Genomic DNA, 20,592 nt, shown 5'->3' on the forward strand with positions numbered 1-20,592 from the left:
ATAAACTATAACCTCAAACCTCAAACCTCACACCTGACACCTCACACCTGACACCTCACACCTCATGCCTCTTCAGCCCGAGTCTCGCGCCTTCTTCTAACATAAGTTTATAGGCAGCGTCATGTTCATTCGGAATTTTACCTTCTAAAATAGCTTCTTTAATGCTTTCTTTAATAGTTCCTATTTCACGGGAAGGTTTTAAGTTGAAAGCTTCCATAATTTCTTCTCCGGAAACTGGAGGTTGAAAATTTCGGACGTGATCGCGCTCTTCAACTTCAACAATCTTGTCCCTGACCAACTTAAAATTATTGTGGTATTTTTTGAATTTCTTAGGGTTTTTAGTGGTGATATCAGCTTCACAAAGCACCATTAAATCATCCACATGATCCCCTGCATCAAACACCAAACGCCTCACCGCAGAATCTGTAACATCTTGAGCTAGCGCGATAGGTCTAGAACTCATAAATACCATTTTCTGGACATACTTCATCTTGTCATTCAATGGCATTTTGAGTCGTTTGAACAACCGATAAGCCATTTTTGATCCGGCTAATTCATGGCCGTGGAAGGTCCAGCCTACTTTTTTGCTGAATTTCTTGGTCGGCGCTTTGCCAATATCGTGTAATAGGGCAGCCCAACGTAGCCAAACATCATCAGTGTTTTTGGCTATATTATCTACAACTTCCAAAGTGTGGTAAAAATTATCTTTGTGACGTTGCCCTTCTTTTTCGTCAATGCCTTTTAGTGCCATCAATTCGGGAAGGATATATTGTAATAAACCCGTTTGCTCTAAGAGTAAAAACCCAATGGACGGCACATCGCTTTCCAAAATTTTATTGAGCTCTACAACAATACGCTCTTTAGTAATAATGTTGATGCGATCTTTGTTCTTGGAAATAGCGTCGAGTGAAGCGGGTTCAATGGTGAAATTGAGCTGAGTTGCAAAACGGATGGCACGCATCATGCGCAGCGGATCGTCGCTGTAAGTTATGTCCGGATCTAACGGCGTTCTGATGATTTTTGCTTCCAAATCTTCCAGTCCATCAAAAGGATCTAGCAGTGTGCCAAAATTAGCTTCACCTAAATCCAAAGCCATCGCGTTGATGGTGAAATCGCGTCTGTTCTGATCATCTTCCAGCGTTCCATCTTCTACGATAGGGTTTCTGCTTTCTTCAGAATACGATTCTTTACGGGCACCTACGAATTCAATCTCAATATCTTCATACTTTAACATGGCAGTGCCATAAGTTTTAAAGACTTGAACTTTGGGATGGTTAGGGATGTTTTTAGCCACTTGTTTGGCTAGGGCTATTCCGCTGCCAATGGCTACAATATCGATATCTTTATGCTGCCCACGCTTTAAAATATAATCTCTGACAAAACCGCCAATGACGTAGGCATCAATGCCTAGTTCAGCTGCCGATTTGGAGATGATTTCGAAAATTGGATGGGTTAAAGCTTGATTTAAGTTCATGTTTTTTATTTGCCACTAATTCACGAATATTTTTCTTTTCTATATTTAAGAATTAAGTTGCGAATTCATCGTCTATTACTTTACAGTATTATTCTTTTATGATCTAAAAAATCTTTATGAAAATTTGCTAATATAGCTAATTTGCATTCCGACACTTTTAGATAATTAATACATTGCGAAACATGGGAGTCATTCAATGCTACAATGGATTTCACCTCAAGAATTATTTTGTCAAAAAGCACATAATCAGCGTAAAATTTATGCTTTAGATGTATGTTTTTGTAGGCAACCTTGAATTCTTTTTCTCTTTCAAAAGGAATATTATTCTGCGTAAATTCATATTCTAAGGCATCTTTGTAAACAATTTCTGAAAAGCCACTTCCTAAATGATTATAAACGTCGAATAACACACCAATAATAGCGTAACTTTCATCTTTATAGATAATATCTGCCATAAACATTCGTGTATTAGTGGCTTTAATCGTTCATCGAATAATTTTAACCTTCCCATTAGCACTCAACTTAATGATTGCAGAGGGTTTGGTACACATTTTTTCGCGATGCAAATTTACGACATAGTCCACACCTTTTAAAATTCGGGGTGCTATTTCTTTAAACGATTTTGGTGTGGGTTGCGTGCTGATGTTAGCGGAGGTTGAAACGATTGGTTTTCCGAAGCGTCTGATGAGTTGAAAGCAAAAATCATCATCGGGAATTCTTATCGCAATAGATCTGTCTTCTGCAATTAAATTAGCGGCTAAATTTTGAGCATCGTCATAAATAATGGTAATAGGATCCTCCGAAACCTCAAACAGATCATAAGCTACTTTGGGAATTTCTTTGACGTATCTGCCCAACATTCGGTCATCGGCCACCAAACAAATCAGGGCTTTTTTGTCTTGACGTTCTTTTAGTTCATATACTTTTTTAACCGCATCAGGATTTGTTGCATCACAACCTATTCCCCACACGGTATCCGTAGGATAGAGGATAAGACCGCCATCTTTTAAAACCTCCAAGGCATTTGAAATTTCTTTATGCATATTGTTTTTCTAATGGATTTTCAAAATTTCACGATAAATGTCCAAGGTTTGTTGTGCCATTTTACTCGTGGTAAAGTTTTGCGTGACCTTGTGATAAGACGCCTCAACAAATTTATCTCTTAAATTGGGGTTTGTGGCTAATTTTAACACAGATTCACTAAGCGCTTTAAAATCATGTGCCGGTGCGAGCAAACCGTTTACGCCATGTTCGATAATTTCAGGAATTCCGCCCACATCTGTACTCACCACAGGAACTTTGTGGTACATAGATTCATAAATAAATTGTGGGACACCCTCACTTTGTGATGTCATTAAGGACACGTCAAACTGTGGGATGAAATTTGAGGCCTTTTCTGTATACCCCATAAACATTATGTGTTTGGTTAATTGGAGTGATGTAATACGTTCAAGAAGCGCGTCAGTGCGTTCTGTGAATGTACCTATCTGAACAAAGATGAATTGGGTTTGCTTGTCGTGGTTGATTAGTTGGTCGGCAACATCAATCAACGTATCCAAATCCTTTGCCCTGATGTGATTGGCCACATTCCCAATAATGAGGGTATCTTTTGCAACTACAAATTTATCGCGTAATTTAAACGGGGTTTGGTCACTTTTTGTCTTCAAATTGGTGCCGTGGTATATGGTTACCAATTTATGGTGATCAACAATTGCTTTTTCTGAGATCCGCTGCGTTTCTTTGGAGACACAGAGGATTTTTTTAATTTTTGGGTAGTTGTATTTGTAGAGTGTTTTTTTGCGTTGCTTGATCTCAAATGAGGTTTTTTTACTAAAAATAAAGGGTGGCAACTTATAAATTTTATCGGCTATAATTGCTAATTGAAGAGCAGTGGTATCATGAATATGAATAAGGTCAATATGCCTTGATTTACAAATTTGACCCAGTTTTAGCGAATACCTTAAGTCTATTTTTAGAAGGAGCGGTGCGGTCACAAAGTCAATGTTGGTTTCTTTTAACCGGTGATGGAAAGGTCCATCTTTAACACAGAATACGGTCGTTTGTACTTCAGGATTGGTCAAGGCCAATTCCTTGCATAAATTTTCTATGTGATATTCTCCGCCTCCCCAATTGGAAACTCCTGATAAATGTAATATGTTCATGTGTTAAGGAGCTATGGTTTGTTGCTGCTTTAAGGAGGCGCTGATGTGAGCACCTTTTAAATACAACAAAAAGACTGGAAATGTTTTTGGTGCAATGAATAATTTAAAAAATGCTTTTAAGGTGAGCCACCATCTTAAAATTTGATAAGACAGATAACCGGAATTTTTTCTCAAAACATAGAGCAGAGAAATTTTTAGTTCTTTTTTAATCGCATTATTTTTTGCGGTGCTTTGACCTTTAAAATGAATAAACCTACCTTCTGGTACCAAATAGCAGGCTCCTTTAACAGTCTGTTTAGCGATACGATAGCATAAATCAGTTTCTTCATAATATAAGAAAATGGTGGTGTCAAACCCGCCCACCTCATTAAATTGTTCAGCTTTCACCACTAAAAAGGATCCTGGTACACTCTCGACCTTCAAAGGATCTGAGTAAATCTTTTGACGTTTAGGATACTTAGTCTTGTTGGTTTTCTCCAGTAATGATCGTCCGAAAAGTTCCCGCTTTAAGCTCAGAAAATGGTCAAAGGATTTTTGAACTTCACCTTTTTCATTGAATTGTTGTGGACTGCAAATAGCGGCTTCCGGAGTCTTCAATAAAAATTGGTGTACAATGTTTAAACAATCGTTTTCTAAAAGCGTGTCATTATTAATAAACGCATAATGGCGAGCGTTAGCAAACTGGATACCATACATGTTTCCACCTCCAAAACCGGTATTATAGCGGCTTCGGACAAGTTTAATAAGGCCTGAGTTTAAAGACTTCAATGCGTTTTTTAAAGTGTGATAATCTTCAGTTTTAGAGGCATTGTCAACCACAATAATTTCAAACGCAATGTGATTAGAGGTTTTTTCTAATATAGATTTTACGCAATTAAGGGTAAACGCGGATGAATTATAATTGATAATTATCGCCGAAATGTCTTTCATGTTTGCTCTTGGATAGAGGTCAAAAATACAATTTGAGGGCTGATAAAACAAATCATACGCGTGGTATTCACATCCTCAAGATTATCACCTCATTGTTTAGTTTCTTTTTTATTTAGATATATTTGTGCCCTTGGAAGACGGTCAAAAAAGTCATAAATATCCATTTATACTAGTGAGTGAAACGTTAGTAATATCTTCAGAATATCAATTGCACGCCGATGCGATCAAAAATGCCATTACCCATTTTGACGATCATAGTCAAATACTCGGTGCTGCAGAACGCAACGTGATTAAAATAGTAACTATTGGCGATCAGAAACACACCATTAAATCCTTTAAAGTACCCAATGTGGTCAATCAAATTGTGTATCGGAGCTTTAGGAAATCTAAAGCGCAGCGCTCTTATGAATATGCACATAAACTGTTAGACTTAGGTATTCATACACCTAATCCAGTAGCCTATAGTTATCATATTGATGGAATGTTGTTTAAAGAGAGTTATTATATGAGTGAATTATTTGAAAGTGATTTAACTTTTAGGGAACTTACTGAAGATTTTGATATTCCTGACCATGAAGCCATCTTGCGTGCCTTCACCCGATTTACCTATAAACTTCATGAAAACGGGGTTAATTTTATAGACCATTCTCCAGGCAATACGCTTATTAAGCGCGTAGAGGGTGGTTACGATTTTTATTTGGTCGATTTAAACCGGATGGAATTTGGTCCGATGGATTTTGAAACAAGAATTAAAAATTTTGCAAAACTGACCATCCATAAACCGCTGATTAAGATCATGAGCAATGAGTATGCTAAATGTTCTGGCGGCGATGAACACGTTATTTATAATTTGATGTGGAAATCGACCGTGGCATTTCAAGATGAATTTTTTAAGAAGGTACGGTTAAAGAAGCGCATCTTCTTTTGGAAGAAAAAGTACAAATCTCGGCCTAGCAGGTCTTCCATTCAATAAAAAAACACAAGATGGAGAGCAATTTAAAGGAGAAACTTTATTTTCTATTTTTTCATAAATGGAAATACTTATGGGCGATATTTAGATCAAAATTCAGCGCATCAACCAAAAACAATAAGATGGATTCTGTCGTGTATGTGGCACGAGAAAAGGATAAGGAATGGATTTTTGGGGCAAAAGTGCGGCGCCTTTCTAAAAACTCTACGCTGAACGCTAGGACCTATTATCACGATAAATTACGTAATTTGCCGGAAGCGAATGGGTATTATTTTATCTATCAAAATTATTTCTGTCGCTGTATCCGCAGCACCCCAAGTATTTTAAATAAAAAAAATATTGTCATGTTTACCCATCCTAATTGGGATAAAAAATATTCAAAAACCCATGTGGTATGGTGTCTAAACAAAGCCGATTATGTAATTTGTTTAAACTCCGAAATAAAAATGTATTTGACGCAGATTGGGGTGAGGCCAGAAATCTTAAAAGTAGTGCATATCGGAACTTGCTCTACATTTTTCCAACACAATGAAAGAGGTGAAGGAGACGTGGGTTTTTGTTCTAGTTTTCACCTGAGAAAGAATCCCAAGTTGATCTACGATATCGTTAAAAATATGCCGCACCGCAACTTTCATTTGATTGGTCAAAAGTGGGATAATTACGAAGGATTTTCAACAATTAAAAACCTGCCAAACTTTAAGTATCATGAGGAAATTCCTTATGAAAACTACCCTGAGATGTACAGCAAATTGGACGTGTTAGTATCACCATCCCTACTAGAAGGTGGTCCCGTACCCGTACTAGAAGCCATGATGTCTAATTGTGTACCGGTAGCTTCTAAAACGGGTTATTGTACAGATGTGATCAATCACAATACAAATGGGTTTTTGTTTGATGTAGATGCGACCTTTGAAGAGGTCGTTCCGCTTATCGAAAAGGCTTTTGAACTTAAGTCGGACGTCAGAAGCACGGTTTTACCCTATACCTGGGAGAATTGTGCAAAAACCATAGATGGCTTATTCTTAAATTAAGAATCAGCTTCTATTTTTTCGTAATAGCCAGACTTTTATATAGCGCATAAAGATGACATATCCTTGAATGTATCCTATGGTTAGGCCAACGACGCCGTCTCTAAATCCACTTTGTAAAATATAGTGCTTAAAAAATCCCCAGAAAGGTTTTATGACAAAATGATAAGGCGTTAAATTACCGGTCTTTTTATCATAATCTTTAGCCTGCCAAGTCGCGTAACGGTTCATTTTCTCCATGTACTTGTCAAAAGTGACATAGGTGTTATGGTAGAGTTTATTGTTGAGTTTGCTAACCTTACCTTGGGCAATAATTTCCGCGTGGACATGCTTGTCTTGATAGGTGCAAAAATCGCGTTTGAACAACCTTATTACGGAATCATTTCGCCAACCACTATACTGCACGGGCTCACCCATAAAATGGTTGAGGCGCCCCACCCAATACGCCACAACATCCTCTTGAGGGTTTTTTAATAAGTCGGTGATTTCTTGTTTAAGTTCAGGCGTCACACGTTCATCAGCATCTACCAACAATACCCATTCATGCTGAGCTTGAGGAATGGCCCAGTTTTTTTGGGAAGCGGAATATTCATAGTCGCGCCTGATCACCTTAACGCCCAATTCTAGGGCTTTTTCATAAGTCCCATCCGTACTAAAACTGTCTACCACTAAAATTTCATCTGCAAAATCTACAGAAGCGATAACTTCTTCAATGTTATGGAGTTCGTTTCCAGTGGGAATAATAGCGGTAAGCTTTTTCATATATTGAGTTTGGGCCTATCAGCTAAAGTCTGATTAAGAAATATCTGAAGTTTTTCTATAAAATAAGAAGGTTTAAAGGACTTATAAAGTGAGAGCGCCTCACGCTTCATTTCCTTGTCTGCCTTCCCAGCATACAATGCTGGCGCATAAGTCTTCAAATGCACGTTTACATGATTACTATTTTCCACAGCACCCCAAGTTTCCGTATCTATCCACGGTGAGAAGATGGCAAAAGTTTTAATTCCCAAGGCTTTGGCCATATTGATCGCGCCGCCCTCATTGCCAATTAAAGCATCACAATGAGACGTAATCGCTAAAAACCCTCTCAGATCTTTGGCAAAAACATCAAAGTGGATGTTTTTCTGATGTTCCGGTTTACATAATTCGTAAATAGCCCGTGCTTCCGTGGCCTGATTAGGGATATAGTTGAATAAAACTTGACCTTTAGTCGTTTTAATGACGCTATCTATGACTTTAGCCATATATTTAAATGGATAGGTTTTATTGACGCCACTTCCCAGGACGCTAATCATGTACAAAGGTTGATCTAGATGAATGCCGTTACGCTCTAAAATAGAAGCGCTGTTGGCGATTTCTTGGTTAGTCAAGTATATTTTCGGGGTTGCGTTTGTTTGATGAATTTCTAAAGGTTCTAGGAGTTGAAGTCGGTGTTCCACGGCTAAGCCGTCCGTTGAAGTCGCAGTGGGCTTTCTTTTAATGTTATGCGTATAGAGCGCTGAGGTATAAGATTTGTAATAGGATATCTTTGTTTTTGCTCCAGAAAATAGGCTAATGATATTGCTCGATAATTTCGAATACACATCAATAACCACATCATAATGCTCCCGTCTAATGGATTTCGCAAGTTTTAAGAGCGCCAATTTACTCGACTCATGTTCCTTCGTAAAAAAAACAATAGTATCAATGAAGGGATTGTGTTCAACAACAGAAAAGGTGTGGGTATTGATCAGGTAATGAAGTTCGGCATTAGGATGCTGGGCTTTAAGGGCCTCAAACAACATACTCGATGTCAACACATCGCCAATCATTTTCTGTTGTATGATTAAAATTTTCATTTAAACGGCCACGTTATATTCGCGCAAAGCATCATTTAAGGACGTTTTTTTATTGGTGCTTTCCTTGCGTTTCCCGATTATCAGGGCGCAGGGCACATTAAAGGTTCCGGCAGGAAATTCTTTAGCATAACTCCCAGGAATAACTACGGATCGTGCAGGTACGACACCTTTCATTTCCACAGGTTCATCGCCAGTAACATCAATAATTTTTGTGGAAGCAGTCAAACACACATTCGCACCCAGTACCGCTTCCTTTTCTACTCTTACACCTTCAACAACAATACATCTGCTGCCAATAAACGCGTTGTCTTCAATGATTACGGGAGCTGCTTGTAAAGGTTCCAATACGCCGCCAATTCCTACGCCGCCAGATAAATGCACATTTTTTCCAATCTGGGCACAACTGCCCACAGTGGCCCACGTGTCTACCATGGTGCCTTCATCTACATAGGCGCCAATATTAACGTAACTTGGCATCAGTATCGTACCCTTGCTAATGTAAGCGCCGTGTCTCGCTACCGCTGGTGGCACTACGCGGATACCTTTATCAGCATAGCCTTTCTTTAATGGGATTTTATCATGGTATTCAAAAATACCAACTTCAAATGTTTCCATTTTTTGAATCGGGAAATAAAGCACTACCGCTTTTTTTATCCATTCATTTACTTGCCACCCATCCTCAGTAGGTTCAGCAACTCTTAAAGTGCCATCATCTAATAAATCGATAACACTTTTAATACTTTCAATAGTGACTTTATCAGAAAGTAATTCGCGATTTTCCCAAGCATTCTCTATATTTTGTTGCAATTGTTCCATGTCTAAATTTTAGTTCACACAAATATAAACCTATAATTCATTATGAAAAATATTGTGGAGTATTGATTTTTAAGATGCGCTAATCAACATTAGAGATCTGTAATTATGCTGCAATCGCTTGAGTTAGACTTTAAATAATGGTAACTTTGTGGTGACTAACAAATTAAAAGACTCCTAGGTTTCAGGAGAAGTAATATGGCAAGAATTTTAGCAATAGATTATGGCACAAAACGCACAGGCATTGCGGTTACCGATGAACTTCAAATCATCGCTTCCGGCTTAACCACCGTGGCCACCAAGGAGCTGATACCGTTTTTGAAAGAGTACATTGCTAAAGAACATGTCGAATTATTTTTGGTAGGAGAGCCGAAACAGATGAATAATGAGGTGTCTGAAAGTGAGGGGTCCATCCAATCTTTTTTAACCAAATTGACTAAAGCTATTCCTGCAATGCCGGTGAAACGTGTTGATGAGCGCTTTACCTCAAAAATGGCGGTGCAGACTATGATCGATAGCGGACTTAAAAAAGGGCAACGTAAAAATAAAGCTTTGGTTGACGAAATTAGTGCGACCATAATCCTGCAAAGTTATTTGTACAATCAGTAACTGCTGAGTAACAAATTTTATCGAAGTTTCTAAAATCCTAAATAAGTGTTGTATTTTTGCACTCTTAAATTTAAAGATCAATGATTTTACCTATTGTGGCCTATGGCGATCCTGTTTTAAGAAAGGAAGGCGAACCAATTACTGCTGAGTATCCGAAACTAACAGAACTGATTGCCAATATGTATGAAACCATGTATGATGCGTATGGCGTTGGTTTGGCTGCACCGCAAATAGGCTTGGCCATTCGTTTATTTGTGATGGATACGACTCCTTTTTCTGAAGATGAAGATTTAAACGCAGATGAAAAAGCAGCGTTAGAAGGTTTTAAGCGCACGTTTATAAACGCTGAAATTCTTGAAGAAACTGGAGATGAATGGGCTTTTAATGAAGGCTGTCTGAGCATTCCTGAAGTAAGGGAAGATGTGTTTAGAAAACCAAAAATCAAGATCCAATATCAAGATGAGAATTTTAAAACCCATATTGAAGAATTTGAGGGCCTTGTTGCGAGAGTAATTCAGCATGAATATGATCATATTGACGGCATCTTATTTACAGATAAGCTGTCAACTTTAAAAAAGCGTTTAATCAAAAGTAGATTGAATAATATCTCTAAAGGGAACATTAGCGTCGATTATAAGATGCGATTTCCGGCAATGAAAAAGAAACGTTAATTTTTTACAATCCTAAGGGCAAAGGTATATATTTGTCTCCGTCAAAATAAAAAAAGCATATAAAGAATATGAGTTTAGATAAGATTTTATCCATTGCAGGGAAACCAGGGCTATATAAAATTGTAACCCAAACACGTAGCGGTTTTGTAGCAGAATCGTTGCTTGATAATAAGCGTATCACCGTTAACATTCACAGTAATGTGAGTGTTTTAAGCGAAATTGCGATGTACACGCTAACTGAAGAAGTGCCTTTACGTGAGGTGTTTAAAAAGGTTCGTGAAAAGGAAGATGGCAAGCAAACAGCAATCAGTCATAAAGATTCTAAAGATAAACTTGAAGAATATTTCTTTGAAGTGTTACCTGATTATGATGAAGATCGTGTTTACCCAAGTGACATCAAGAAAGTGATCCAATGGTATAACATCTTACAAGCTAATGATTTATTAGATGCACTAGATAAGGTGGATGAGGACAAATCTACAGCGGCAAAAGTTGAAGAGGCACAATCTAAAACTACCGCAAAGCCAAATGCTGCCGCTAAAAATGCAGGATCGAAGGCTTCTGCCACTAAAAAAGGTGGATCAACTAAAAACACTAGTGCTAGAAAAACTTAAATAGAATTAAGATATTAGTAGCAAGAATTAAGATTGATTCTCTATAATTTAAAACCCACGTTTTCTTTCGAAGATTGTGGGTTTATTTGTTTTTAGAATCTTTTAAACAAAATTGTATTCTAGACTCCTAAAGCGGAGTGGTGCTGATATGGGATGCCTCCTATACGGCGGAATGGCAAAACCATAAAGTCGATAGTGAATGACATTAATTTTTGTCATGTCGCATGTAATGAGACATCACATCATCTTTTTATCTTAGAGCCATCTTTGTTATGGGATTCCTCCGAACGTCAGAATGACAAATTGGAATGGAATGTAAGGGCTTATAAATCTCCAACTGTTGGAATTCAACCCAATGTATACCTAATCTCAAAATCCCACAACAATTGTTTTTGATCCCTGAATCTTATTCTACTATTTAATTCGCGAGCAGTACCGATTTTCGTAATTTTGAAATCTATAAAAAAGCACCATATGACACGCAGACAAGAACAACTACTAGCCTTTGACCGATTGCTGACTATTATGGACGAATTGCGCGAGCAATGCCCATGGGATAAGAAACAAACTATGGAAACGCTCAGGCATTTGACTATAGAAGAGGTTTATGAGCTAGGGGATGCCATTTTAGATAAAGATCTTGATGAAGTTAAAAAGGAGCTGGGAGATGTGCTCTTACACATTGTTTTTTATGCGCGCATAGCTAGTGAACATAAGGCTTTTGATATAGCTGACGTCTGCGTGAGCATTTGTGATAAGTTAGTGGAGCGACACCCGCATATTTATGGCGACGTAAAGGTCGAAAATGAGGAGGACGTGAAACGCAACTGGGAGCAGATTAAACTCAAGGAAAAAGGTAAGACGAGTGTGCTGCAGGGTGTGCCCAAAAGCTTGCCGGCCATGGTAAAGGCCAATCGCATTCAAGATAAAGTAGCTGGGGTTGGTTTTGATTGGGAACATCCTGAACAAGTGTACGAGAAAGTAGAGGAGGAGCTGGCTGAATTAAAAGTGGAGGTTGCCAAGGGCGATGCTGATAAAATGGAAAGTGAGTTGGGCGATGTTTTGTTCTCAATCATTAATTATGCGCGATTTTTAAAAATAAATCCTGAAAATGCCTTAGAACGTACCAACAAAAAATTCATCAAGAGATTTCAGTATTTGGAGGTTAAGTCGCGGGAAATCAACGTTCCTTTATCAGAGATGACTTTGGATGAAATGGATGTTTTTTGGGAAGAAGCAAAAAAAGTTTAATTTTTTTTGCAAACCCGTAATCCAAGACCGTCTTACGCTCGTATATATTTTATAATGGAACTTTCTTAGTTTCATAATCATAAGTAGGTAGTCTTAGTTATATTTTAAGCGGTATTAATTAAGATTAAAAATTTAGTTTAGTTAGGGGTCAAAATCCTATCTGTGTAAACAGATAGGATTTGATTTTTTAAGACCTTTCGTATTTTAAAATTCACAAATGTCCATAAAAAAGTCCCAATTTTTCTAAGTGAAAAATTGGGACTTTTTAGTTATTTGAAATCATTAGTGTCCGATAAAAATAAACAATAAATAAACAAACTCATTTAAAGCAAGGGACATTAGAAGATTTCCGAAATGAGACCTTGCATTTTAGAAACTGTTTCTACCGAGAGGAAATGTGCTATTTTAATTTAAATGATCGTTGTTTGTCAGTTAGTTGCAAACAAGTCTTAATTCTTTATTCTAACAGCGCAGCGGTCTTGATTCTTTATCAGACAACAATGAATTGACAAGTTATGGTTAATACAATTCTTTCAGTTTTTTAAATTTCTCTTCCCAAACCGCCAGATTTTCCTTGTGGTTCTCAATGTTGTTTAAAACATCTTTCACCAATGGATTGGTCTTGTCAATATTTGAGAAAAATTGAAGATTGTTTTCCAACTGGTTGATTTCCCCACGGACTTCATCAATTTTTTTACGGATAAAATGGTGTTCGTTATCTAATAATCGCGTGTCGTCCGGTTGAGAAAGATGTTCCAATTTGTTTTCAAACTTGATCATTTCAACTTCTGACTTATCTAATTTTAAATCATTGAACAAACCATCCAAGGTTTTATTGAATTTTCCTTCAATAAAGCGCTTGTTCTGTGGCACTGGACCTAAGGCATTCCACTCTTCAGTTTTTTGCTTAATCATCTCCAAATCCGCTTCAGGAGTTCCACTTAACTGCAGATCTTTAAGCTCATCAAGCATTTTCGTCTTCTTGTCAAAAGCTTCAACCTGACCTTTATTGGCCGCATTGCGTTCTGCATTCAGCTTGTCAAAATAATGATTACAAGCGGCTTTAAAGCGCTTCCAAATCTTGTCACTATCTTTTCTTGGCACATGACCAATGGCCTTCCATTCATTCTGAATTTTCTTCATCAAAGGGGTCACGGTGTCAAAATCGTCGCTGTCCTTGTGGTCTTCTGCTGTTTGGATCAATTCCAATTTCTTTTGTAAATTGGTGTATTGATCTTTTTTTAGGCCTTTATAGAAGGAATTTTTCTTTTTATTAAAGGTTCTAACTGCGCTTTTAAATTTAGCCCAAGTGGCTTCATTTACCTTAATCGGAACTTTACCGGCATTAAAAAACTCTTTGCGTAAGTCTTCTATTACCTTAATTTTATTTTGCCATGCCTGGTGAGAACTCAAGTCATCTTGTGCAATGGCTTCAATTTTGGCAATAATGGCTTCTTTTTTCTCCAAATTCGCTTCATGCGCTTTGTCGACATCAACATAATACGCTTGTCTCTTATCATGAATAGTTTTGGTAGCATTGCTAAAACGTTCCCAAATAGCCTCACGGTGTTCTTTATCTACAGGACCTAAGTCTTCTTTCCACATTTTATGAAGTACCTGTAATTCTCTAAACGCTCTATTCGAATTGTCATCTTGTGCTAATTCCTCAGCACGATCAATGATTTTCAATTTCTGATCGAGATTGTGTTTAAAGTCCATATCGCGCAAATCGCGATTAAGATGTAAAAAGTCATAGAAAATCTCCACATGATGGTGGTAAGTGTTCCATGCATTATTGTATTTATCTCTAGGAATTGGACCAGCAATGCGCCATTCTTCCTGTAGATCTTTGAAGTGTTTATAAGTCGTGTTGATGTTTTCTTCAACATTGATCAGTCCTTTTATGTCTTCAATAATGCGCAATCTGTTCTCTAAATTCGATTTCAGATTGGTCTCTAAAGTCTTATAATAGGCGGTCAGGCTGTTTTTATAGTCTTTATAAAGCGCATTGAAGCGCTTTTTTAACGGACTGGAGTAAAAGAAATCAATCTCGCTGCCCCCTTCGCTGATAAATTCTTCTTTCTTTTCTTCAAGAATTTCTGAAAACTTTGAGTTAAACTCCGTTTTAATCTCCTCAATATGAGATTTTATGGTTTGTACTTTTTTGCTTTTCAGTAAACCTTCAAATTCATCTACCAACTGTTCCATAGTCATCGCATGGTAGTCCTTTTCTTCTAAGGAATGACGCTCAACATTGCCTTCATCTTCAGCATCTTCAGCATTAGACTCCTCAATTTCATCGACGTGCGCATCTTTCTTTTGGACAGGTGCCTCGTATGAAGTTTTAGGGATTGCAGTTTCCGACTCAATAGGAGTTTCGGCGTTTTCTACCGTCTCTTGGGATGCATCGCTTACAGGTTGTTCTTCAACAGGATTTGAAGATTCAGGCTCCTCTGTTGAAGAGGTGTCGTTTTTGATAGTGTTTTGGTTTTCAGTTCCTGTGTGATCAGTAGTGATAGCCTCTCCTTTTAATTCCTCGTTTCCATCTGCACTGGGCAGGTTATCTTTCTCTGACATTGTCGTAATGATTAAAGTTTATGCTGTTGTTAAAAAGTAAATATACTAACTAGCCCTTAGATTACAAAAGAGAAACTTGATTTTAGGCTATTTAGCTTATTTGTTCCAAATTTGCCATGCTTTCTCCGCCTGATACTCCAGCATCTTGGCGCCATTGCACGTGGTTGCACCCTTAATTTCTCCACAGATTAAAAATTTAGTTTGAATAGGATTATATATAAGATCGAATAGTAAATGGTCCTTGGTGATGCCGTCATATGGAATATCCGGGCATTGATTCACATTAGGATGCGTGCCCACCGGTGTACAATTGATGATGAGGGTGTGACTGGTTATAATAGCGTCGGTCAAATCCGTGTATATATACTTTGCTTTTATATGAGGTGTTCTAGAAACATACGCAAAACTAATCCCAAGTTTTTGTAATGCGTAGGCAATTGCTTTAGAAGCGCCGCCCGTGCCCAAAATTAAGGCGTTCTTATGATGGGGTTTTAAAAAAGGTGCGATCGATTTTTTAAATCCATAATAATCTGTATTATATCCCTTTGTTTGTCCAGAGACCAAGAATTTGATAGTATTGACGGCACCAATCTCAGAAGCCGTTTTATGAAGTTTATCTATAAACGGGATGACTTGCTCTTTGTAGGGAATTGTAACGTTTAAACCTCTCAAATCATCCTGCATCAGAATTTCCGGAAATTCCGCTATGCTCTCAATATCAAAATTCACGTAAGCATAAGGCAACTGCTCTTTTTCAAACTTGGCCGTAAAATGGGCTCTTGAAAATGAGTAATCGATATTTTTGCCGACAAGCCCAAATTTAGGCCTTGACTTTTCTTGTTTTGTGTCCATACCATTCTAATGCTAAAACAATTACAATTCCAATTATGATATAACCAACGGCCACATAAGTTTCGTTATGCAACTCAGGAATGAAGCGCTCGTAATTAGAGACTACTTTTTTGCCCGTGGAATCGAAGATATAATTCCCGTCGGCAGCCATTCTGTAAATGGTTTTTTTCCAGGGCCACACCACTCCTAATGATCCCACAATAAATCCAATGATAGATGCAGTGGTAATGCTTTTGTAATGCTTTAATATATAGCTCAGCATATGTGAAAACGTGACTAAACCAGTGACCGATCCTATGGTGAAAATAATCAGCACCTTTAATAACCTAATGCGCGCCGAATTTTGAAAAACACTAAAATCGCCTACAATAATTTCGTAAAAGGTATCTGAAAGGGCATTGACAGAATCCACCAATAAAAGCACATAATTGCCTAGTAAGATCAGAATAAATGAGCCTGAAAATCCTGGTAAGGTCATGCCCGAAACGCTGATAATTCCGCAGAAGAAAACAAATAATAAATTGTCATTTTCTCGAGCAGGGTCGAGGAAGCTGATGCCTACGCCCAAAACAATTCCGATAACCAACGCAGTGATGGTCTTGTAATTCCAGTCGTTAAAATCTTTGTTGATATAATAAATGGAGCCAATGATTAGTCCGAAGAAAAGGCTCCAAACATAAAGCTCCGAATGAACCAAAAAATAATCGAGCACTTTAGAAATGCTAAAGTAACTGATGATCATCCCTAAAAAAAGTAAGCTTAAAAACTTACCGTTAATATAGTGGAAGAAGCTTTTAAAACGACCATTAAACAAGAGTTTGAAGGCGGTTTTATTAACTTTTTGCAATGAATAAATAAACTCTTCGTAGAATCCAGCCACAAAGGCTACCACACCTCCAGAAACGCCAGGAACTTTATTTGCTGCACCCATGGCCAAGCCCTTTATGACTAAGAAAAGTCTATCTGTAAAGGTTCTGGTGCTTTGCATTTACCGAGTTTTGGAGCCTACTTTTTCGAGAATGAAGATAGTTAAAAATCCAACAATCATCAATCCAATTGCAAAGGTTATTTGAGGATCTATGCCATTATTAATTTCTGAATAGCGAAACGGCAGGATGCTCTTATCTGAAATCATCTTAAAGGTATCAAAATCATTGATTTGCCGTTGATAGACCTCAATGGTACCAAAATCGGAAATAGTGTCGATGGACGTTCTTGCTCCCGTTGCTTTTTCAAAAACAGTAAGGGTTTCCTTCCAAGGCCAAATCTTGTTCAAGGACCCAAATATAAAGCCTGTTAATACCGCCAAGGTTGTGTTTTTATAATTGTTGAACAACCATTTTAAAATTCTGCTGAAACTCAGTAAACCGATCAGCGCTCCAACGGCAAAAATTGCTATTTTTTTTAAGTCGAAAGCGTATAAGGCATCACTTAGCGTTTTATAGGCGCCTAAAATGACCAGAATAAAAGAACCTGAAATTCCGGGTAAAATCATGGCGCAAATGGCTAAAGCTCCTGCAAAAAATAAAAATATTGAACTGTCATTATTTGCCATAGACGGCAGGGTAGTAATGTAAAAGGCAGCTACAGTGCCAAAAATTAGAGCTGCAATCGTGCCTAGGTTCCAAACTTTGATCTGTTTGCCCACAAAAAAGATACTTGCTACAATCAGCCCAAAAAAGAAGGACCAAATGAGCACCGGATGTTGCTCAATTAAAAATTTTGCAAGCCTCATAAAAGATACAAAACTGATAATGATTCCTGTTAAAAGTGCCAACAAGAAATTTCCGTTTAATTGTGTCCAAAAGGCTGCAAACCCACTTTTTCTAAAGGTTTTTAATAAATCTAGGTTGACACCACTTATGGTAGTGATCAACTCTTCATAGATTCCAGAGATAAATGCGATGGTACCGCCTGAAACTCCTGGGACAGCATCTGCTGCACCCATTGCAATGCCTTTCAATGTAATGAATAGGTAATCTGATAAACGTCTTTGCATTGTTAAATTTTACAGATAAGAAACGTAAAGATATATAAATTTACTTGGACGTTTTTTTGGAATTTGAAATAATCTTGACCACCATTTGATGGTCCGCAATTAAAGGAAATAATTCCTGAAGAATAAAATTATAATCCTCATCAATCAACAGACCGTTTTTTAAATGGTACTGTCCTTTTTCATTTTCGAACAACGTAAAATAGATTCCAGCCAGTCGGTATTCTATCTCTGCATTTTCTGGATAAAATTCTGCAGCTTGAATCAGGTTAAGCGCTGAAGCCTCATACTCTCCTAGTTTAATAAGTGCATCAGTCCTGGCCAGCCAAGTATCCAATTCATAATTGCCAAGATCTAATGTCTTTTTGTAACCACGTTCAGCTTCTTCAATAAAATTTAAACGATGATTGATTTGCGCATACAATTTCCAATAGCGCACATTTTCTGCATCTATACTTATAGCTTTGTTGATATAATACAACGCTTTTTGATAATCTTTCTTTTTATTGTAAAATCTTGTGATAGAAATCCAACCTTTATCTAATAATGGATCTTCGTGAACGGTCTTGAAATAATACTGCACCGCTAAGTCATCTGATCCCAATTTTTCGTAGCAGTTGCCAATGCGCAATAGCGCGAATGAAGTAGGCTCATCTAAGGCCAAGGTCACGTTGTAATTTTCAATCGCTTCCTCGTATTTTTTCATTTTCTCCAAAACCTTACCTTTTTCAAGATAAGCACCAACAAAAGTGTCGTCAGAAATGATGGCGAATTCAAAAGCGGACAGGGCTTTGGGATAATCTTTTAAGGTAGCATACTGTTTCCCTAATTGATGCCAAGCCACTTCACAATACGGGTTTTTATCTAAATAGTGATTGAGGAAATCGATAGCTTCCTCATTCAAGTCTAAAAATTCAAAACAATAGATGATGTTGTACAAGGCCGAATAATCTTCCATATCCAATTCCAAGCACTTAATAAAGTAGGTCTTGGCATTTTCAAATTGATCCATAAAAAGATATTCCATCCCGATTAGGGCATATAAATCAGCATCCTCTTCATCAGCATCAGATAATTTTAAGGCAATTTTAAGCGTATCAATCGCTTTTTCGTGTTGGTCCCGCTTTGATAAGATGCTTGCTTTTTGAATGTAGATCTCTTCGTTGGAAGGCTCTAAAATGTACAATTCGTCCAATAGTTTTTCAGCTTGCGGTAATTTGTCTTCAAGAATGTAAATTTCTACCTGAAAAAGTCTTAAAACAATGGATGAGGGGTGCTGCTCCAGTCCTAATTTGATGGCTTTTTTTGCAAGTGCCATGCGGCCATTTTCAAAATAGAATTGGATGATATTTTCAAACTCATTTGAATCAAAAAACAACACATTGTTTGTTTTTAGCATCGACTCAAATTTTGTTAGCGAATAGTTATTGTCTTCGTCATGTTGACTGAACTCCATAAGCACTTTGTTTTGTTCGTTGAATTAAATGTAACGTTATCATTAGAGAATTGTGATTTTTAAGCTGAATGTTTTCAACAAATTAATTAACAGCTCTAAAAATCAGTGGGTAATGGTGTAGCCGAAAGGCTAATTGGTAAAGGCGTTCAAGCATTATTCATCTTTAATATTTGGAAGAAATTTCGTCCAATATTTCAAGGATAATTTTGCAACCTTTGGTAATTTCTTCTTTTGTAATGGTTAAAGGTGGGGTTAACCGGATGGCTTTAGTCTCAAAAAGCAACCAAAACAAGATCAATCCTTTGCCTTGTGCCTTTAAAATAAGTTCCGTTGCAAGCTCTGCTGAGGGAGTTATAGCTGTCAACATCAATCCGCGTCCCCTTATCTCTGTAATCAAAGGGTGTACCAAAAGCGATCTAAAAAGAACTTCTTTTTCTAAGGCTTCAGCCATCAAATTACTTTCCGTAATTTCCTTAACTGTTGCCAGGGCCGCTGCAGCAATTACAGGGTGGCCACCAAAAGTGGTAATGTGTCCTAATTTCGGAAATTCTTGCAAGGTCTGCATCATCGATCTTGATGCTGTAAAGGCGCCAATAGGCATTCCGCCTCCAAGTCCTTTTCCCGTCACTAAAATATCAGGAATACAGTTGTAATGCTCAAAGCCAAAGAGTTTACCTGTACGTCCTATTCCTGGTTGTACTTCATCTAATATAAGGAGAGCGCCAACTTCATCGCAGCGCGTTCTAACTTTAGTTAAATAATTGGATTTTGGCTCAATAAATCCTGCACCACCTTGGATGGTTTCTAGGATGACGGCAGCCGTTTTATAGGTGATTTGCTTTAAATCTTCAGTGTTATTATAGGTAATAAAATGCACATCAGGAATTAATGGTCTGAATGCCTGTTTGCGCTCTTCGTAGCCCATCACACTCATAGATCCCATGGTATTACCGTGGTAGGCGTGGTTTGCTGCAATAATTTGGCTTCTTCCTGTTGCCCGTCTTGCCAATTTTAAAGCGCCTTCAATCGCTTCAGTGCCCGAATTGACCAAATAGGTACATTCTAAAGATTTTGGTAAGTGTTCCGCTAAGAGTTTGGCCAACTCTACTGCGGGTTGTTGAATATATTCGCCATACACCATCACGTGCATGTATTTGTCCAATTGATTTTTAATAGCCTTGACCACTTTAGGATGTCTATGTCCTAAGCTGCAGGCCGAAACGCCCGCAACAAAATCGAGATATGCTTTGTTGTTGGTGTCGTAAATATAACAGCCTTCAGCGTGGGATACTTCCATAGCTAAAGGATGTGGGGTGGTTTGCGCTTGGTACAATAAAAAATCGCTAGTCAT

19 protein-coding genes and 1 pseudogene are annotated in these 20,592 nt (G+C 37.7%); 6 read left to right on the forward strand and 14 right to left on the reverse strand.

The window, feature by feature from the left end; genetic code table 11:
* Positions 1-55: 55 nt before the first annotated feature.
* The 5 genes from ES711_RS06120 to ES711_RS06140 form a co-directional block, all read right to left on the reverse strand.
* The gene (locus ES711_RS06120; RefSeq protein WP_146891412.1) at positions 56-1,474 is read right to left on the reverse strand and encodes a CCA tRNA nucleotidyltransferase; all 1,419 of its coding nucleotides are present in this window, start codon (positions 1,472-1,474) and stop codon (positions 56-58) included.
* Between the two features lie 80 nt (positions 1,475-1,554).
* Positions 1,555-1,929 (reverse strand): GxxExxY protein, encoded by a 375-nt coding sequence (locus ES711_RS06125; protein WP_146891414.1) that lies wholly within the window; start codon positions 1,927-1,929, stop codon positions 1,555-1,557.
* Between the two features lie 30 nt (positions 1,930-1,959).
* Positions 1,960-2,517: an L-threonylcarbamoyladenylate synthase gene (locus tag ES711_RS06130; RefSeq protein WP_146891416.1), complete on the reverse strand. Its 558-nt coding sequence runs from the start codon at positions 2,515-2,517 to the stop codon at positions 1,960-1,962.
* A gap of 9 nt (positions 2,518-2,526) precedes the next feature.
* Complete coding sequence (locus ES711_RS06135) at positions 2,527-3,636, reverse strand: glycosyltransferase family 4 protein (protein WP_146891417.1); 1,110 nt, start codon at positions 3,634-3,636, stop codon at positions 2,527-2,529.
* Between the two features lie 3 nt (positions 3,637-3,639).
* On the reverse strand, positions 3,640-4,566 hold the full coding sequence (locus ES711_RS06140) for a glycosyltransferase family 2 protein (protein WP_146891419.1): 927 nt from the start codon (positions 4,564-4,566) through the stop codon (positions 3,640-3,642).
* Between the two features lie 172 nt (positions 4,567-4,738).
* Here ES711_RS06140 and ES711_RS06145 point away from each other — a divergent pair, with 172 nt between their 5' ends.
* Positions 4,739-5,539 (forward strand): lipopolysaccharide kinase InaA family protein, encoded by an 801-nt coding sequence (locus ES711_RS06145; protein ID WP_246139127.1) that lies wholly within the window; start codon positions 4,739-4,741, stop codon positions 5,537-5,539.
* An 11-nt stretch (positions 5,540-5,550) separates the two neighbouring features.
* Positions 5,551-6,567: a glycosyltransferase family 4 protein gene (locus tag ES711_RS06150; RefSeq protein WP_146891421.1), complete on the forward strand. Its 1,017-nt coding sequence runs from the start codon at positions 5,551-5,553 to the stop codon at positions 6,565-6,567.
* A gap of 3 nt (positions 6,568-6,570) precedes the next feature.
* Here ES711_RS06150 and ES711_RS06155 read toward each other — a convergent pair whose 3' ends face one another.
* The 3 genes from ES711_RS06155 to ES711_RS06165 are packed head-to-tail and all read right to left on the reverse strand — an operon-like array spanning position 6,571 to position 9,218.
* Positions 6,571-7,326 carry a glycosyltransferase family 2 protein gene (locus ES711_RS06155; protein WP_146891424.1) on the reverse strand — a complete coding sequence of 252 codons (756 nt, stop codon included), beginning with the start codon at positions 7,324-7,326 and terminating at the stop codon, positions 6,571-6,573.
* Positions 7,323-8,402: a glycosyltransferase family 9 protein gene (locus ES711_RS06160; protein WP_146891427.1), complete on the reverse strand. Its 1,080-nt coding sequence runs from the start codon at positions 8,400-8,402 to the stop codon at positions 7,323-7,325. The genes ES711_RS06155 and ES711_RS06160 overlap by 4 nt, the downstream gene beginning before the upstream one ends.
* Complete coding sequence (locus ES711_RS06165; RefSeq protein ID WP_146891430.1) at positions 8,403-9,218, reverse strand: 2,3,4,5-tetrahydropyridine-2,6-dicarboxylate N-succinyltransferase; 816 nt, start codon at positions 9,216-9,218, stop codon at positions 8,403-8,405.
* Between the two features lie 195 nt (positions 9,219-9,413).
* Here ES711_RS06165 and ruvX point away from each other — a divergent pair, with 195 nt between their 5' ends.
* The 4 genes and pseudogenes from ruvX (at position 9,414) to mazG (ending at position 12,360) form a co-directional block, all read left to right on the forward strand.
* On the forward strand, positions 9,414-9,824 hold the full coding sequence (gene ruvX, locus ES711_RS06170; RefSeq protein WP_146891433.1) for a Holliday junction resolvase RuvX: 411 nt from the start codon (positions 9,414-9,416) through the stop codon (positions 9,822-9,824).
* An 80-nt stretch (positions 9,825-9,904) separates the two neighbouring features.
* Positions 9,905-10,495: a peptide deformylase gene (gene def, locus ES711_RS06175; protein WP_146891435.1), complete on the forward strand. Its 591-nt coding sequence runs from the start codon at positions 9,905-9,907 to the stop codon at positions 10,493-10,495.
* Positions 10,496-10,563: 68 nt separating this feature from the next.
* Positions 10,564-10,974 (forward strand): annotated as a pseudogene (locus tag ES711_RS06180) (DUF5606 family protein); the annotation flags it as partial.
* A 609-nt stretch (positions 10,975-11,583) separates the two neighbouring features.
* Positions 11,584-12,360 (forward strand): nucleoside triphosphate pyrophosphohydrolase, encoded by a 777-nt coding sequence (gene mazG / locus ES711_RS06185; RefSeq protein ID WP_146891441.1) that lies wholly within the window; start codon positions 11,584-11,586, stop codon positions 12,358-12,360.
* A gap of 519 nt (positions 12,361-12,879) precedes the next feature.
* On the opposite strand, the gene ES711_RS06190 is transcribed toward mazG, so the two are convergent.
* From ES711_RS06190 to ES711_RS06215, 6 genes are all read right to left on the reverse strand, one after another.
* Positions 12,880-14,937 carry a DUF349 domain-containing protein gene (locus tag ES711_RS06190; protein WP_146891443.1) on the reverse strand — a complete coding sequence of 686 codons (2,058 nt, stop codon included), beginning with the start codon at positions 14,935-14,937 and terminating at the stop codon, positions 12,880-12,882.
* 96 nt (positions 14,938-15,033) lie between these two features.
* Positions 15,034-15,789 (reverse strand): shikimate dehydrogenase family protein, encoded by a 756-nt coding sequence (locus ES711_RS06195; protein WP_146891446.1) that lies wholly within the window; start codon positions 15,787-15,789, stop codon positions 15,034-15,036.
* A complete protein-coding gene (locus ES711_RS06200; RefSeq protein ID WP_146891449.1) occupies positions 15,758-16,777 on the reverse strand; it encodes a DUF368 domain-containing protein in 1,020 nt (339 codons plus the stop codon). Before ES711_RS06200 ends, ES711_RS06195 begins: the two co-directional genes overlap by 32 nt.
* Positions 16,778-17,788 carry a DUF368 domain-containing protein gene (locus tag ES711_RS06205; RefSeq protein ID WP_146891452.1) on the reverse strand — a complete coding sequence of 337 codons (1,011 nt, stop codon included), beginning with the start codon at positions 17,786-17,788 and terminating at the stop codon, positions 16,778-16,780.
* Between the two features lie 40 nt (positions 17,789-17,828).
* Entirely contained in the window at positions 17,829-19,241 is a 1,413-nt protein-coding gene (locus tag ES711_RS06210; RefSeq protein WP_146891454.1) for a tetratricopeptide repeat protein, read from the reverse strand.
* A 163-nt stretch (positions 19,242-19,404) separates the two neighbouring features.
* Positions 19,405-20,592: an aspartate aminotransferase family protein gene (locus ES711_RS06215; protein ID WP_146891457.1), complete on the reverse strand. Its 1,188-nt coding sequence runs from the start codon at positions 20,590-20,592 to the stop codon at positions 19,405-19,407.

This window comes from Gelidibacter salicanalis (assembly GCF_007997285.1).
Lineage (GTDB): Bacteria > Bacteroidota > Bacteroidia > Flavobacteriales > Flavobacteriaceae > Gelidibacter > Gelidibacter salicanalis.

Excerpts from the sequence above, each read along its gene's own strand:
- ES711_RS06120 (WP_146891412.1), bottom strand. The coding sequence starts at position 1,474 with ATGAACTTAAATCAAGCTTTAACCCATCCAATTTTCGAAATCATCTCC.
- ES711_RS06125 (WP_146891414.1), bottom strand. The coding sequence starts at position 1,929 with ATGGCAGATATTATCTATAAAGATGAAAGTTACGCTATTATTGGTGTG.
- ES711_RS06130 (WP_146891416.1), bottom strand. The coding sequence starts at position 2,517 with ATGCATAAAGAAATTTCAAATGCCTTGGAGGTTTTAAAAGATGGCGGT.
- ES711_RS06135 (WP_146891417.1), bottom strand. The coding sequence starts at position 3,636 with ATGAACATATTACATTTATCAGGAGTTTCCAATTGGGGAGGCGGAGAA.
- ES711_RS06140 (WP_146891419.1), bottom strand. The coding sequence starts at position 4,566 with ATGAAAGACATTTCGGCGATAATTATCAATTATAATTCATCCGCGTTT.
- ES711_RS06150 (WP_146891421.1), top strand. The coding sequence starts at position 5,551 with ATGGAGAGCAATTTAAAGGAGAAACTTTATTTTCTATTTTTTCATAAA.
- ES711_RS06155 (WP_146891424.1), bottom strand. The coding sequence starts at position 7,326 with ATGAAAAAGCTTACCGCTATTATTCCCACTGGAAACGAACTCCATAAC.
- ES711_RS06160 (WP_146891427.1), bottom strand. The coding sequence starts at position 8,402 with ATGAAAATTTTAATCATACAACAGAAAATGATTGGCGATGTGTTGACA.
- ES711_RS06165 (WP_146891430.1), bottom strand. The coding sequence starts at position 9,218 with ATGGAACAATTGCAACAAAATATAGAGAATGCTTGGGAAAATCGCGAA.
- ruvX (WP_146891433.1), top strand. The coding sequence starts at position 9,414 with ATGGCAAGAATTTTAGCAATAGATTATGGCACAAAACGCACAGGCATT.
- def (WP_146891435.1), top strand. The coding sequence starts at position 9,905 with ATGATTTTACCTATTGTGGCCTATGGCGATCCTGTTTTAAGAAAGGAA.
- mazG (WP_146891441.1), top strand. The coding sequence starts at position 11,584 with ATGACACGCAGACAAGAACAACTACTAGCCTTTGACCGATTGCTGACT.
- ES711_RS06190 (WP_146891443.1), bottom strand. The coding sequence starts at position 14,937 with ATGTCAGAGAAAGATAACCTGCCCAGTGCAGATGGAAACGAGGAATTA.
- ES711_RS06195 (WP_146891446.1), bottom strand. The coding sequence starts at position 15,789 with ATGGACACAAAACAAGAAAAGTCAAGGCCTAAATTTGGGCTTGTCGGC.
- ES711_RS06200 (WP_146891449.1), bottom strand. The coding sequence starts at position 16,777 with ATGCAAAGCACCAGAACCTTTACAGATAGACTTTTCTTAGTCATAAAG.
- ES711_RS06205 (WP_146891452.1), bottom strand. The coding sequence starts at position 17,788 with ATGCAAAGACGTTTATCAGATTACCTATTCATTACATTGAAAGGCATT.
- ES711_RS06210 (WP_146891454.1), bottom strand. The coding sequence starts at position 19,241 with ATGGAGTTCAGTCAACATGACGAAGACAATAACTATTCGCTAACAAAA.
- ES711_RS06215 (WP_146891457.1), bottom strand. The coding sequence starts at position 20,592 with ATGACTAGCGATTTTTTATTGTACCAAGCGCAAACCACCCCACATCCT.